Here is a 15176-nt window from a genome sequence, read left to right as displayed (position 1 = left end):
GCCCATTATTGTAACAAATATCTGCCGGATTGACAATCTATTTGACAGCATGCGAAAAACCGTGCATAATAAAAGTTACTGTTCACTCCGTTCGCAGTAACCTTCGCAAATCCATTTAAAATTCGCTTCGCGAATGGGATTTGCTCACACTTGCATCACGTTCTCACGCTTCAAACAACAGGTGTTTGAGGCTGGCGTGAACAGGAACTAATAAAATCATAATAGAAAAGCACAGCAAAAATTCTTGAAAAAGGAGTCAAAATGTAATGCAGACCGAAAATCTGACAGCCAAAGCCCCGCGCCAATCTAATATTGAGTTATTGCGTATTGTTGCCATGATCATGATCATTGCTCATCATTTTGCTTTCCACGGCGGTTTTAAATTTTCAAGCGATACAATTACGGCCACCCGGTTTTGGGTACAATTTCTTCTCATTGGCGGAAAAATCGGTGTTAATATCTTTATGCTCATATCCGGATATTTTCTTGTATCCGCCAAATCGCTGAAAACGAATAAAGTTTTAAAGCTGTGGCTGCAGATATTCACGTATTCCGCCGGTATCTTTATTGTCTTTTCGTTATGCGGAGCTGAAACCTTTGGGATAAAAAAATTAATCAAGGTCTGCTTCCCCATCACGTATTCGCAATGGTGGTTCGCGAGCACCTATTTTATTCTTTATCTTTTATCTCCGTATATCAATAGATTGCTGCATTCATTGAATAAAAAACAGTATCAGCATTTTCTGCTGCTGCTAGGATTCTGCTGGTGTATCATACCGACGCTTACTGCACAGGCTAACCAAAGCAATGACTTACTGTGGTTTGTATTTTTGTATGCTTTTGCAGGATATATAAGATTATTCAAGCCCCAAACCAACATAAAGGGCAGCACATACATATGGATGTCCATTGCTGTTACATTACTGACATTTTTGTCTGCAGTTGTCTCCGATTTCCTGGGAACAAAAATTGAATTCTTCTATAAAAATGCAACAATTTTATACGGTATGCGAAAATTCCCGATTTTTTTAATAGCAGCTATGCTGTTTATCGGTTTTTTAAAAACAGATATCGGATACAAGCCGGTTATCAACACGATTTCCTCGGCAACTTTTGGAGTATATCTGATACATGATAATAAATATATCCGTCCTTTTCTGTGGAAAACGTTATTTAAAAATGCCTCCTATGCAGAAAACAACATATTGATTCCATATTCGCTGCTGGTGATCGCTGCTGTATTCATTGGATGTACCGTTATTGAACTGGCAAGGATTCATATTCTGGAAAAACGCTATACACGGGCACTGGATTCTGCCGCTGATAAAATTGATGAGAAGATAAAAAAATAGAGATACTCATCTGAGTATCTCTTAGCTGGGCTACAAGGATTCGAACCTTGAAATGACGGAGTCAGAGTCCGTTGCCTTACCGTTTGGCGATAGCCCAATGTCACAACACGATGTATTATAGAACAGCTTATCAAAAAAAGCAAGCCCTTTTTTTCATTTTTTTTAATTTTTTTCAACTTTTTTTCAAATGCATGTCCAATCTTTCTGATTTGTGTTATAATAAGCAAGATAAGCTGCAGGCTTTGGCATTGCGGCATATACACTATGTATAAAAGACAGGAGAAACGATCATGAGTACAATGAACATCAGTCTTCTGACTGACCTCTATGAGCTGACCATGATGCAGGGCTATTTTAAGAGCCGCACAAACGAAACAGTTGTTTTTGATATGTTTTACCGTCACAATCCCAGCGACGGCGGCTACGCGATTGCTGCCGGACTGGAGCAGGTGATCGAATATATCAAAAACCTGCGCTTCTCAGAGGAAGATATTGCTTATCTGAGAGGGCTGCATATCTTTGACGCAGATTTTCTCGATTACCTCAGCACCTTCCGCTTCAGCGGCGATATCTACGCTATCCCGGAGGGTACTGTTGTTTTCCCGCGCGAGCCGCTGATCAAGGTGATCGCGCCGATCATGGAAGCGCAGCTCGTGGAAACTGCTATTCTGACGATCATCAACCACCAGTGTCTTATCGCAACAAAGGCATCCCGCGTGGTTTATGCCGCGCAGGGCGACGGCATCATGGAATTCGGACTGCGCCGCGCGCAGGGACCGGACGCCGGCGTGTACGGTGCGCGCGCTGCGATGATCGGCGGATGTATCGGAACCTCCAATGTGCTTGCTGGTCAGCTTTTTGATGTTCCGGTGAAGGGTACACATGCGCATAGCTGGATCATGAGTTTCCCGGATGAATATACTGCTTTTAAGACCTACGCAGACCTCTACCCGAACGCCTGCTGTCTGCTGGTTGACACCTACGACACCTTAAAATCCGGTGTTCCGAACGCCATCCGCGTTTTCCAAGAAATGCGCGATTCTGGTCTTACACTGCAAAATTACGGCATCCGCCTCGACAGCGGCGACCTTGCCTACCTTTCAAAGAAAGCACGTAAAATGCTGGATGCAGCCGGATTTACCGATGCGTACATCTCCGCTTCCAGCGACCTGGACGAGTATCTGATCGACAGCTTAAAAGCACAGGGCTGCCGCATCACCTCCTGGGGCGTCGGCACAAATCTGATCACCTCCAAGGACTGCCCATCCTTCGGCGGCGTATACAAGCTGGCTGCCATCCAGGATGAAAACGGTAATTTTCTTCCAAAGATCAAACTCTCAGACAACACGGAAAAAATTACCAATCCTGGCAACAAAACCATTTACCGCATCTACGAAAAGGATGCTTATAAAGTAAAGGCAGATCTCATCACCCTTGCGGACGAAACCTTCGACGAGTCCGAAGATCTGGTAATCTTCGACCCGATCGAGACCTGGAAGCACACTCGTCTGAAAGCAGGCACCTACACTCTGCGCGAGCTGCTGGTACCGGTATTTAAAAACGGTGAGTGCGTCTACACCTCCCCGAGTGTTATGGAAATCCGTGACATCTGCTTCAAAGAGCTGGATACCCTCTGGGATGAGACGCGCCGTCTGGTTAATCCGCACGAAATGTATGTCGACCTTTCCGATAAGCTCTATGAAACGAAAAAAGACCTGCTTCGCGAAATGAGCAAGGATATGTAAAGTAAAAGCAGCAGGGGCCAATAATCGTTTATGCAGATAATCCGGGCAGATATTTTAAGCGCCTGATTTAGATGCAATCGAGTAGGAGGGAGTGATTAGCTCCCGTCCTCTCACAGCACCGGACATACGGTTCACGTATCCGGCGCATTCAATAGTTGACGTGCACAGACTGATAGGCTGTGGCTAAATCATAAAAGCCACTGCTTATCAGTCTTTCTTTTGTCATTGCCATATTTACGGCTACTGTATGTGTTGTGAACCAATAGCCCCGGCGGCTGTTTCCCGCCTTCCTCGCCAAATCTTCTGGTACTCCCATCTTTATTAGGTTTCGCACCTTTGTTTTCGGCTTTTTCCATTGTTTCCATATACACATTCGTATCCTGTGATAGAGCCATCCATTGATGTCATCTATGTTGTTCTTCATGCTTGCTATTCCGTAATAGTTCAGCCAACCTCTTGCATACACTTTGATTTTCTCAAGGCTTGGTTTGATACTCTGTACCGACCTACGGGAAGATAGGTCTTTCAGTTTTGACTTAAACTTTTTCCATGACTTTGGATGAACTCGGACATAAATTCCACTTCCGTTCCTTCCCAATGCAAAGCCAAGGAACTTAAAATTTCGGATTGCAAACACGCTGACCATACGGCTTTTCTCTCGGTTTACTGTTAATTTCAGCTTTTCCTCAAGATATTTCGTACTACTTTCCAGCAACCGCTCTGATGCACGCTTACTCTTTGCGAGAAGCACGATATCATCTGCGTATCTGATGCACGGAACACCTCTCTTTATGAATTCTTGGTCGAACTCATTGAGGTAGATATTCGCAAGCAATGGCGACAGATTTCCGCCTTGCGGCGAGCCTTCTTCTGTTTCTATGACCACTCCGTTTTCCATTACACCGCTTTTCAGACAACGCTTAATCAGCTGCACTACACGTTCATCCTTTACATTCCGTCTCAGCAGATTTATGAGAATCTCGTGATTTAAGGTATCAAAATACTTTGACAAATCAAGGGCTACCGCAAATGTGTAGCCTTGTTCCGCATACTCCTTAATCTTTATGATTGCATCCTTTGCGCTCCTGTTCGGACGGTATCCAAAACTGTTTTCTGCAAACAATGGTTCATAGATTGGCACTAACTTCTGCGTTATTGCCTGTTGGATTGTTCGGTCTATCACTGTTGGTATGCCAAGCTTTCGCACACCACCGTCTGATTTTGGAATCTCAACCCTTCTCACTGGTGATGGAGTATATTTTCCTCTAAGTATTCGGTTAATTAACTCCTGTTGATGTTCCTTTAGATATGGCAGGGCTTCTTCGATGCTCATTCCATCAATGCCTGCCGCCCCTTTGTTTGCTTTCACTCTTTTGTACGCTCTGTTAAGATTATCTTTGTACAGAATCATTTCCAAGAGCTTCGGCTGTGCACTGTCTCTTTCTTTCCATATCCGCTTGAACGACCTTGACGCTTTCGCATACCCTTCATGTTCCGCACTATCTCTTTGCGAACAGCCACTGTTTGTGTTTTCTGTCATGGGCGGTCATTCCTCCTTTCCCGGTCATACTTAAGACTCCTACTGATTCGGTCCTTCGCCTCCCGGCTACTATGACCTCTGCTGACTTCTGTGTGTTCAGCAACACTTTTCAGTGTTGGTTACTCTTTTCGGAGCGTATCACACAGACCTCCCCGGGTACCACACGTTTCCTTCTCTCCATCCATCTGCCACATTTATCATGCATGATTCCGTGTAGTTATTGGGCTTCGACTTGCATAGCAGCCTTACCCTCATGCATAACCTCATATGTGATTTCTGTTCGTCAGACCAGAGATTTGCCCGTGGGTTAGTATGTTCCCCACATCCAGCTTCCTTCAGATTCCACCTCTCGATGGACACCCTTGCCTTCGGCTATATCCTTCCCACTACCGGGCGGATTCAGGACTTGCACCTGTTGGAAACGTGCGCCGCCAGGCGCACTATTTAACCGGCTCCGGGATAAAAGCTTCCCGGAGCCGCTTATTTTATGCTTCCATCTGTTTTCCCATGAAATTTGCCGCGCATTTTGCCACCACCTGCTCGGTTTCCCCCATCGTGACCTTATCGCTTCTTCCGACCATCACGACGGCGCCGATGGCGTCTCCTTCGCAGATAATCGGGCTGATGACCTGCGGACGCTTTTCCTCGCTGCTGTCAAAAATCTCGATGTACTCCCTGTCTGACATATTGTAAAGCACATTTTCGCGCTCCCCGATCAGGCTCTCCAGCGACCCGCTGATGGGACGTCCCACGTACTCGCGCTTTAAGCCCCCTGCCGCGGCAATAATCTGGTCCTTATCGGTAATGCAGATGCTGTGACCGGTCGTCTGCGCCAGCGACTCGGCGTATTCCTTGGCAAAGCTGCCGAGCTCCCCGATTGGGGAATATTTCTTCAGTATGATTTCTCCTTCCCGGTCGGTAAAAATTTCCAGCGGGTCGGATTCCCTTATTCTTAACGTTTTTCTGATCTCCTTCGGAATGACCACCCTTCCGAGGTCGTCAATCCTGCGGACAATTCCTGTAGCTTTCATATATCTTCCTCCATTGCCATTCGTCTGTGTCTATATTGGTCATGGAGTTAGTATGTGGAAATGCCGCCGATTTATGCATGCTGTTTTCCAAAGCTCCTGTTGTTTGCAGCAGATTTTTGATGAGCTGCAAACTCCATCCAGAACGTCACGCCGTTTTCCTCGTTTTCGGCGCCGCAGCGTCCGCCGTGCTGCTCGACGATTTTTTTCACCATATAAAGCCCAAGCCCGGCGTTGCTGAGCTTAAGATCCTTTTTATAATTTTCCCGACCGCTCTTATAAAAGCTCTGCCAGATGCGTTCCATATCCTCCTCCGGGATCTGCGGTCCTTCGTTGTAAATTTCAATGCGCACAGCGCCGTGTTTTCTGAAGAGTCCGACGCGCATCCATTTTCCCTGCGCGGTGTGCTGGAAAGCGTTCATCATATAATTATTGACCGCCTGCTCCAGATACATACGGTTTCCAAAAACAATACAGTCCTTCTCCAGCTCGCTCTGCAGCTTGATCTTGTTTTTCTTGAAAAGCGCATCGTACTTGAGCATCATATATTCCATCATATCGGAGAGGTTTACTTCACTCATTTCCATCTCTTCCATATGATGATCCATAACCGTGATATCTAAAAGGTTTCCTACCAGATCCGTCATTTTATCAATTTCCTCGCGGATAGAAGAAAAATAGTATTCCCGGTCGATCTCGCTGCCCATACACTGCAGCATCTCCACCTGCCCGGAGATCACTGCCAGCGGCGTCTTCAGCTCATGCGAAATGTTCGCGACAAATTCCTTCTGCGCCTCGTCAATGCTTCCAAAGCCTCCGTCCGCTCCCTCTCCATGTGTACCTGCCGCACGCTCGTTTTCCAGTCCGGCCATTGCTCCTTCCGGCACAAACGCCAGCCTCTGCTGCATCTTTTTCTGCAGCAGAGACCACACCGCACAGATTATGAGAAGCGCCAGTGTCAGATACATGACCGTGTAATTGATCATCTCATGTACCTGATGAACCTCACATCGGATAAACACATAATACGTCTTGCCGTCAGCGTGCAGGAGCGCACGCAAACGGATCACACAGAACGAATTATATTCCCGCGCAGTCAGCGTCGGTTCCTCCTGGAACTCATCTGCACGTGACCTCACATAGCGCTCTATCTGCTGATCGACCGCCTGACTTTTATTCGTATAAACAAGCGCAAAATTCTCATCCGTGATCAGAAACTCCAGCTTATCTGCATTAAAGCTCTGCAGAATCGACGTTTCCTCTTCATCCAGCATCGCCAGATTCATCACGCTGATTTCCTTATATGCATTCTTAAGCACCTGCATTTTCATGCGTGTGTAAATGGGGTACGCCAAAAACGCATAGAGCATTATCACAACTGCCGCTGCCAGCAGCAAAAGAAGTCCCGGATTTTGCCGGAGCCTTTGTTCTCTGTTATTCCTCATAGCCGCCTTCTCCGAATAAATAGCCTACTCCATAAACGGATTTAATATACGTGCATTCCTCTGTCAGCTTTTTGCGGAGCTGCTTCACCAGCGTGTCCACCGTGCGAATATCCCCGACATAATCGTAGCCCCAGACCGCATCAAGAATTTTATTGCGCGCGAGTACAATTCCGCTGTTTTCAATAAAATAAACCAGCAGCTCATATTCTTTGCGGGTCGTCTCGATATAATTCCCCTTCCAGTAAACCTTCTGCGCTTCAAGATTTATGCTGATATCCTGATATTCCAGAACCTTCGCCAGCTTTCCGGAACGCTTTAAGACCGCTTCTATGTGCAGCTTTACCAGCTCCAGCGTGTACGGCTTTGTGATATAATCGTCCGCGCCCTTCTCAAAGCCGCTCATCTGATCCTCCACCGACGACCGCGCCGTCAGCATGATAACCGGAATATTGGAGGTCTTGCGGATTTCCTTTAAAACCTCGTAGCCGCTGATATCCGGCATCATAACGTCCAGCAAAATCAGATCCAGCGTTTTTCGCTCCTTATAAAAAACCGCAAGCGCTTCCCGCCCGTCTGCCGCCCGACAGGTCTCATATCCCTGGAGCCTGAGAAAGTCTCCCATCGTCCTCGCAAGCTTCTGCTCATCCTCTACGATCAAAATCCTGTTTTTCTTCATATATCCTCTCCTCGATTTTGGTTTATTCCCGCGGGCAACGAGCCAAGCAGCCGCACTTGTGCGGATATTTGGCGGTGCTGTGTGCCAGTGGCACACGCTTAGCACCGACCGAAGCGTAGCGTAGATGCCGCGAGGATCAAATACCCCGCTGCTCTGCAGCGTTGCAAACCTGATCCCCTGTTGCTTGCAGCGGGATATTTGATTGTATCGAAAAATTGTGAGAAAAATATGGGATGATGCCGAAACACCATCCCATATAACCTGCTTTTCTTATTCTGCTTCCGTCCCGGTCTCTGCGGTTGTCTCCGCCTCGGTTTCCTCTGCCGCTTCGGTACTTTCCGCTTCCGTCTCGCTCTCTGCAGTTGTCTTTGCTTCGGCGCTTTCCGCTTCCGTCTCAGTCTCTGCAGCTGTTTCCGCTTCGGTTTCCTCTGCCGCTTCAGTGCTTCCCGCTTCCGTCTCGCTCTCTGCGGTTGTCTCAGCTTCGGTGTTTCCCGCTTCCGTCGCTTCTGTCTCCGCCTCCGGTGCATTGAAGCCTACGTTAAAGGTGATCTTCGCCCAAAGCTCTTCGTCGACCTCGTAAACCTCCGGCTCCCAGCCTTCCAGCGTGGTCGTCACCAAATCATTCTCGCGGTCGGTGATGATTTCGGCCTTGCGGTCCTCCGTTGCCTCTTCATCAAAAGTGGATACCATCTGAACAACGTACCAGCCGTTTCCGCTGCTCATCTCCACCGGCTCCGCACAGATTTCCCCATCAGAGAGCGCATCCGCCGCTTCCTTCAGCGCGTCATTCAAGGTAGTGTTGTCGTCGCCGTAGGTGCTGGAGACTACATTTTTCTCCTCATCAACCTCTGCCACGGCGTCCTCCAGTGTCTTGCCGCCGTTTACCGCGTCGATGACATCCTGAGCCTGCTGTTTCACAGCTTCCTTCTCTTCATCCGTCGGATCGACCGTATTTCCATCCTCATCAGTGGTCGACGACGCCGTAAAGCTTACATACTGGATCGATTTCTGCGCCGCCTCCTCATCGGTAACATTTGTGTCGACACCCTTCTTGATCTCCGTCTCCATCTTTTCACGGATCGTGCGCAGCGTCAGCATACGATCTACTGTCTCCGCATCGGCATACATTGCCTTCAGGGTCTTGTCATCGTTTGCTTCAAAGAACGCCTGCGCCGCCTCGTCGATCGCCGCTTCCTCCTCCGCTGTCAGCGCTACACTATACTCGGACGCGTGCTGCTCCATCAGAACCATTTCTTTGATATCTTCCAGGATCTGCTCCTTAATGGTGGTGCCGTAGGCTTCTCCCGTGCCAAAAAGATCCTGCTCCCACATATTGCCATCCCCGAAAAGTCCGCCAAGATACATTTCTGTGTTCGCCTGGTTGTAACGCAGCCAGAATGCCGCCTCGCCAAGTGTGACCTTCGTATCATCCACCGTCATTACCACATCATTTTTATTCACAGAGGAGCAGCCCGTAAGCATTGATGCCGCCAGTGCGGCGCAAAGTCCTGCTGCAATCCATCTTTTTCCAAACCTGTTCATACGTATTCTCCTCGCTTTACCTTCTTTTTTCGAACATGCTATTAAGTAGTATAGCGCGTTTTTACTGATATCGCAACATTTTTTATTGCAAACATCCTGCGATATCTGTAAGAAGTTCTCTTGTCAGCGTCAGCACGTCCGCGTTATCCTTTGCGCTGACGCGCGGCTTTGCATACAGAAAATAAGGTCGCCCCTCCATCACGAATTTTAGCTTTCCGCCGTGCTTTGCAATGCAGGCTTCTATCTTTTTCGGGTCGGCGGGCGTTTTTTCGTACATGACGAATCGGATGTAATCGCCCTTCTGCGTCAGTTCTGCCACATAGGCACTGTGTGCGATCGCCTTCAGATGCGCGATCGCCAGCAGGTTCTGCACAGCCCTCGGCGGCTCCCCAAAGCGGTCCATCAGCTCCTCCAGCATATCGTCGTATTCCTCCTGGTTCCCGATCGTCGCGATCCGTTTGTAAATATCCAGCTTCTGATACTCGTTGCGGATATATTTTTCCGGGATGTAGGCGTCGATGTCCAGATCGATCGTCGTCTCAAAGTTGTCCGCCGGACTCATCTCGCCCTTCAGCGCACGGACAGACTCATTGAGCATCTTGCAGTAAAGATCGTAGCCGATCGCCTCCATGTGCCCGTGCTGCTCCGCGCCAAGCAAGTTGCCCGCTCCGCGGATCTCCAGGTCGCGCATGGCAATTTTGATGCCGCTGCCCAGCTCGGTAAATTCCCGGATGGCGTGCAGCCGCTTTTCCGCCACCTCTTTGAGCATCTTGTTTCTGCGGTACATCAGAAATGCGTATGCCGTCCGGTTTGAACGTCCCACGCGCCCGCGAAGCTGATAGAGCTGGGAAAGCCCCATCGTGTCAGCGTCGTGGATGATCATGGTATTAACGTTCGAAATGTCCAGCCCCGTCTCGATGATGGTGGTAGACACCAGCACGTCGATGTCGCCGTTGATAAAATCGTACATGATGCGCTCCAGCTCGCGCTCCTTCATCTGGCCGTGAGCGAACGCTACATTTGCCTCCGGCAGCAGCTTTGCGATTTTATTTGTCATCTCCACGATAGTATTGACACGGTTATAGACATAGTAAACCTGCCCGCCCCGCGCCAGCTCGCGGCTGATCGCTTCGCGCACCATTTCTTCATTATACTCCATAACATAGGTCTGGATAGCGGTCCGCTCCATCGGCGGCTCCTCCAGCACGCTCATATCACGGATACCGATCAGGCTCATATGCAGCGTGCGCGGGATCGGCGTCGCTGTGAGCGTGAGTACATCCACATTTGTCTTTAACTGTTTGATTTTCTCTTTATGCGTAACGCCGAAGCGCTGTTCCTCGTCGATCACCAGCAGGCCGAGATCCTTGTATTCCACATCCTTTGAGAGCACGCGGTGCGTACCGATCAGGATGTCGACAAGCCCTTTCTTTAAATCCACCAGCGTTTTTTTCTGCTCCGCAGGCGTGCGGAAACGGCACAGCAGATCCACACGCACCGGAAAATCCTTCATGCGCTGCACAAAGGTATTGTAATGCTGCTGCGCGAGAATGGTAGTCGGCACCAGATATACCACCTGCTTGCCCTCCTGCACTGCCTTGAACGCCGCGCGGATCGCGATCTCTGTTTTTCCGAAGCCCACGTCCCCACAGATCAGGCGGTCCATGATCTTCGTACTCTCCATATCGCGCTTGGTCGCCTCGATCGCTGCAAGCTGGTCGTCCGTCTCCTCAAACTCAAACATTTCCTCAAACTCGCGCTGCCAGACGGTGTCCGCCCCGTAGGCAAAACCTTTTTTTTCCTGCCGCTCGGCGTAGAGCGCCACCAGCTCCTTTGCGATGTTCTGCACCGCTGCGCGCACGCGGGTGCGCGTCTTATTCCACTCCTGCGTGCCCAGCTTATTGAGCTTCGGCGTTTTTGCCTCGGAGCCTGCATACTTCTGGATAACATCCGACTGTGTCGCCAGCACGTAAAGATTGCTGCCGCCGCTGTACTCGATCTTCATGTAATCCTTCATGACATGATCTACCTCAATTTTTTCGATACCGCGGTAGATACCAAGTCCATGACTTTCATGCACCACATAATCTCCGACATTCAGATCGGCAAAGCTGGCGATCTTTGTGCCCTCATAGCGCCGCTGCTTTTTGCGCCGTTTCTTTTCTTTTCCAAAAATATCGCTTTCCGTGATCACCGCAAAACGGATCAGCGGATACTCATATCCCTTGTGCGTGTTTCCCCGCGCGAGCAGAATTTCTCCCGGCTGGATCTCCCGGTCCATATCCTCCGTGAAAAAGCTGTTCAGCTCGTGATCGCGCAGATCCTCTGCAAGACGCATGGCGCGCGTGCGTGAGGCGCACAGAAGCGCCACCCGGTAGCCCTCCTTTTTCCAGCGCCCGAGATCCTTCACAAGCTGCTCAAAGCTGCTGTTGTAGGAGCTGATGGAGCGCACGGTCATGTTGTATCTGCCCGTAATGTTCCATTCATCGCGCGGCAGATCCATGATGCAGAGTGCCAGACAATTCCGGCGGTTCAGCTCGCCGATGATCTCCTGCTGTCCGTACAGGATTCCCGTCTGCCCCGGCAGAATGTAGCCCTTCTCCAGACGGCTCTTCATATTCTCGGAAAACTCCTCCTGCACCGCACGCCCTTCCTCGGCAATGCGGTTCGGCTCATCCAGCAAAATCAAAGCGTCCTGTCCGAAATAGTCCAGAAAGGATACCGTCTTTTCATAAAAGTAAGGAATAAATGCTTCCAGCCCGGTGCGCTCCTCAAGCTCCAGCAGACGATCGCAGATTTCCTGCGCCGCCGTCTTAATCCGGTGCGCCTCCTCCGTCTTCATTTCCTCGCGGAAGATTTTTTCCTGTTTTTTGCTTTCTTTTTTGATGCGCTCCGCCGCTTTTGCCGCCTGCGCATCGCTGATAACGATCTCGCTTGCCGGATAGACACGCACAGATTCCAGATTTTCAATAGAGCGCTGGCTCTGGGCGTCAAAGCTGCGGATGGAGTCGATCTCATCTCCCCACAGCTCGATGCGGACGGGATTTTCTTCTGTCAGCGGAAAAATATCCACAATGCCGCCGCGGATAGCAAACTGCCCCGGCGCATCCACCTGCGCCGTCTTTTCGTAGCCCATCTCGACGAGCTGTCCTGAGAGCTTCTCCAGGCTCAGTTCGCTGTCCTGCGCAAATTCCAGCACATGCTCCCGGATACCGGAAAGCGGCAGCACATGCTCCATACACCCCGGAAGGGTTGTGATCACCGTAACCTGCTCTTCCTCTAAAAGCTCCCGCAGAACTGCCATGCGCTGCTGCCCGATCTGGTGGCTGCGGATATCCGCGCTGTAAAACATCAGGTCCCGCGCCGGGTACAGCAGCACCTTCCGGTCGAAAAAGCGGTAGTTTTCGTAGATTTCCTTCGCACGCAGATCGCTGTATGTGATGATCAGCTTCTTCCGGTACGGCTCGCCCACGCAGTACATCAGATGCGATTTCTGCGCCTCGATGCAGCCGGACACCTGCAGGATGCCACGGTTTTTCTTTAAGCCGGAGCATAGCTGCTCAAACTCCTCCAGATTTTTCAGCGGAGCAGTAAATGCTTTCATTCTGATACCTTCCTGTTATATTCATTCATCGCCGCCTCCACGCCGTCCGTCATCAGACACACAGCGGCATCGGCGGCCCTTTCAAGCGCTTCCTCCACTTTTTTGCGGTCGTCCTCTGCAAAGCGGCTGAGCACGTAATCCGCCAGATCCCAGCCCGCCGGCTTCTCCCCGACACCCACCTTAATGCGCAGAAACTCCTGTCCGCCCAGATGGGAAATGATGCTTTTTATGCCGTTGTGCCCGCCGGCGCTGCCTTTTTCACGGATGCGAAGCTGTCCCGGCGGCAGACTGATATCGTCGTAAATGACAATGAGCTGCGATGTCTCGTCAATTTTATAGAAGTCCGTCAGCGCCCGGATGCTCTCGCCGCTTAAATTCATGTAGGTGAGCGGCTTTACCAGCAGCACGCTCTGTCCTTCGATCCTTCCGCTGCCCGTCAGCGCCCTGCCCTTTGCATTCTCTACTTTTATATTATATTTCTCTGCAAGCACATCTATGGCATCAAATCCCACGTTGTGCCTGGTATGGGCATACTGTCTGCCCGGATTTCCAAGTCCTGCTATGATATACATGTCCCGTTTCCACCGTTTTTACTCTGCGAAATATACGTAATTTTCTTTCCGCGGCGCTGCCTTGGGCGCTTCCATATCAGCATACCCCAGAATGCAGTGTCCGATTCCTTCATAATCGCCCTCAATGCCAAGCGATCTTAAAATTTCTTTGCCCTCCGGGCTTTCAAACTCCTCCTTCGCGCGGTGGATCCAGCAGCTCGCAATGCCCAGCTCGTGCGCCGCCAGCATCAGATTTCCCATCACCAGACTGCCGTCGTAAACGTATGTGGGCCGGCTTTTGTCCGCAAGCACCACCAGCACGACCGGCGCCCCGTAAAACGGATCAGATACGGTTCCCATAACCTCAGCATTCATTTTTGAAAGCTTATCACGCAGCTCTTTATTTGTCACCGCCAGAATGACAGGCGACTGCTTCCCCATGCCGGTGGCTGCATAAGTGCCCGCCTGCACGATCTTCTCAATGATTTCCTTCGGAACCATGTCCGGTTTGTATTTGCGGATACTTCTTCTTGACAGTATAGCATCGATCGTATTGCTCATGATAAATCCTCCTCTCAAACTCGCATTTGCGTATTTATTGTATCATTTATGGTAAAATTTGTGAACCACTGTTCTTTGTTTCTTCTGCTCAATTTTCCACACGAATTTGCGCATAAAAAAAGCGCAGCCGTCACCGCCACTGTTTTCAGCGCGGCAGACGGGCTGCACCCCGCGATCCTGCTAGTTAAAATACACCATCTCTTTAATCTCCTCCGCCGGCTCAATGTGCTGTGCCTTCAGCACCGGGCCGACGCCGCGGTATACGGAGAGATGCGCAAAGTCGATCTTCGCCTGGATCTTCACCCAGGCGCCGTCCTCCGGCTCCGGTTCCTTGCCGCATTTGCAGACATACCCAAGGAAGGTCGTGTCGTCCGCGCAGCAGGTCATCGCCGTGCGCCCCGGCACAAACACGCCGGTCGGGAAGCCGGGATATTTCTTTGCCTGCAGCGTAAATTCCACGATCTTTCCGCGGTACCGCTCCTGATTCTCCATCACATCGACAAACCAGATTCCGTAATCCTCCGGGCGGATTTCAATGACAGGCGCGTTCATATCATAGGGCATCTCGTCGCCGAAAATATTCTCGATCTCGCCCTCTTCGTCCTCGAAGACTACCTCCGCCTGCGGGCTGACCACCTTAACGCTCCGGCGGTAGCCTGCCAGCGGCTTAATGTCCTCGCAGCGGTTGAAAAGCACCAGCTCCGAGCCGCGCACCATTTCCACAAACAGCGGCTTTAAATTCGTCAGGTACATCTGGAAAGTACTTGCGTCCACTGTAGTCAGCTTCTGTTCCATCTCCCAGCCATACGGGAGTTTCAGTTTTTCAAAATCGCTTACCTTCCACATGCCGTTGTATTCCACAACCACGCGCTTCGGGCGATGCTTTTTGTCCAGCATTTTGAGGTAATCTTCTGTCAGCTCCTCCTGCCGCTCCACGCGCTCGATCACTACATGATATTTTTTCAGTTCCTCCGGGTCGTACTCTTCCTCGCCGTCCTCACAGAGAAGCAGCAGCGTCTTGCCGCGGATCTGAAAGTAATCCTGCGACAGCGTAAATTTTAAAAACTGCGTCTTTCCACTGTCCAGAAATCCGGTCACCAGATAAACCATAACACTTGGCTGGTTCATGAAA

At 50.1% G+C, this 15176-nt stretch carries 11 protein-coding genes and 1 tRNA gene; 2 read left to right on the top strand and 10 right to left on the bottom strand.

From position 1 onward, the window contains the following. Window positions 1-266 precede the first annotated feature (266 nt). The gene (locus ACLU9Q_RS12895; protein WP_296830868.1) at window positions 267-1352 is read left to right on the top strand and encodes an acyltransferase; all 1086 of its coding nucleotides are present in this window, start codon (window positions 267-269) and stop codon (window positions 1350-1352) included. 25 nt (window positions 1353-1377) lie between these two features. Here ACLU9Q_RS12895 and ACLU9Q_RS12890 read toward each other — a convergent pair. Continuing rightward, window positions 1378-1449 (bottom strand) — tRNA-Gln (locus ACLU9Q_RS12890). 193 nt (window positions 1450-1642) lie between these two features. Here ACLU9Q_RS12890 and ACLU9Q_RS12885 point away from each other — a divergent pair. Next, the gene (locus ACLU9Q_RS12885; RefSeq protein ID WP_296905938.1) at window positions 1643-3097 is read left to right on the top strand and encodes a nicotinate phosphoribosyltransferase; all 1455 of its coding nucleotides are present in this window, start codon (window positions 1643-1645) and stop codon (window positions 3095-3097) included. 148 nt (window positions 3098-3245) lie between these two features. Here ACLU9Q_RS12885 and ltrA read toward each other — a convergent pair whose 3' ends face one another. From ltrA to ACLU9Q_RS12840, 9 genes are all read right to left on the bottom strand, one after another. Next, entirely contained in the window at window positions 3246-4637 is a 1392-nt protein-coding gene (gene ltrA, locus ACLU9Q_RS12880; RefSeq protein ID WP_412624637.1) for a group II intron reverse transcriptase/maturase, read from the bottom strand. 485 nt (window positions 4638-5122) lie between these two features. Beyond that, window positions 5123-5668, bottom strand: a complete 546-nt coding sequence (spoVT, locus tag ACLU9Q_RS12875; protein WP_040782947.1) for a stage V sporulation protein T — start codon at window positions 5666-5668, stop codon at window positions 5123-5125. A 71-nt stretch (window positions 5669-5739) separates the two neighbouring features. After that, window positions 5740-7110: a sensor histidine kinase gene (locus tag ACLU9Q_RS12870; RefSeq protein ID WP_296834951.1), complete on the bottom strand. Its 1371-nt coding sequence runs from the start codon at window positions 7108-7110 to the stop codon at window positions 5740-5742. After that, window positions 7100-7786, bottom strand: a complete 687-nt coding sequence (locus tag ACLU9Q_RS12865) for a response regulator transcription factor (RefSeq protein ID WP_296834950.1) — start codon at window positions 7784-7786, stop codon at window positions 7100-7102. Before ACLU9Q_RS12865 ends, ACLU9Q_RS12870 begins: the two co-directional genes overlap by 11 nt. A 270-nt stretch (window positions 7787-8056) precedes the next feature. Continuing rightward, window positions 8057-9328, bottom strand: coding sequence for a peptidyl-prolyl cis-trans isomerase (locus ACLU9Q_RS12860; RefSeq protein ID WP_296834948.1), 1272 nt, complete (start codon window positions 9326-9328; stop codon window positions 8057-8059). 82 nt (window positions 9329-9410) lie between these two features. Next, on the bottom strand, window positions 9411-12932 hold the full coding sequence (mfd, locus tag ACLU9Q_RS12855) for a transcription-repair coupling factor (RefSeq protein ID WP_296834946.1): 3522 nt from the start codon (window positions 12930-12932) through the stop codon (window positions 9411-9413). Further along, window positions 12929-13504 (bottom strand): aminoacyl-tRNA hydrolase, encoded by a 576-nt coding sequence (gene pth / locus ACLU9Q_RS12850; protein WP_296834944.1) that lies wholly within the window; start codon window positions 13502-13504, stop codon window positions 12929-12931. The genes mfd and pth overlap by 4 nt, the downstream gene beginning before the upstream one ends. A gap of 18 nt (window positions 13505-13522) precedes the next feature. Further along, window positions 13523-14044: a nitroreductase gene (locus ACLU9Q_RS12845; RefSeq protein ID WP_296834938.1), complete on the bottom strand. Its 522-nt coding sequence runs from the start codon at window positions 14042-14044 to the stop codon at window positions 13523-13525. Between the two features lie 180 nt (window positions 14045-14224). Then, window positions 14225-15172, bottom strand: coding sequence for a GTP-binding protein (locus tag ACLU9Q_RS12840; RefSeq protein WP_412625379.1), 948 nt, complete (start codon window positions 15170-15172; stop codon window positions 14225-14227). Window positions 15173-15176 lie beyond the last annotated feature (4 nt).

The sequence above is a fragment of the Marvinbryantia sp. genome, assembly GCF_047017445.1.
Classification (GTDB): Bacteria; Bacillota; Clostridia; order Lachnospirales; family Lachnospiraceae; genus Marvinbryantia.
The sequence above is the reverse complement of the archived record's forward strand: the minus strand, read 5'-3'. Positions and strand labels throughout refer to the sequence as shown.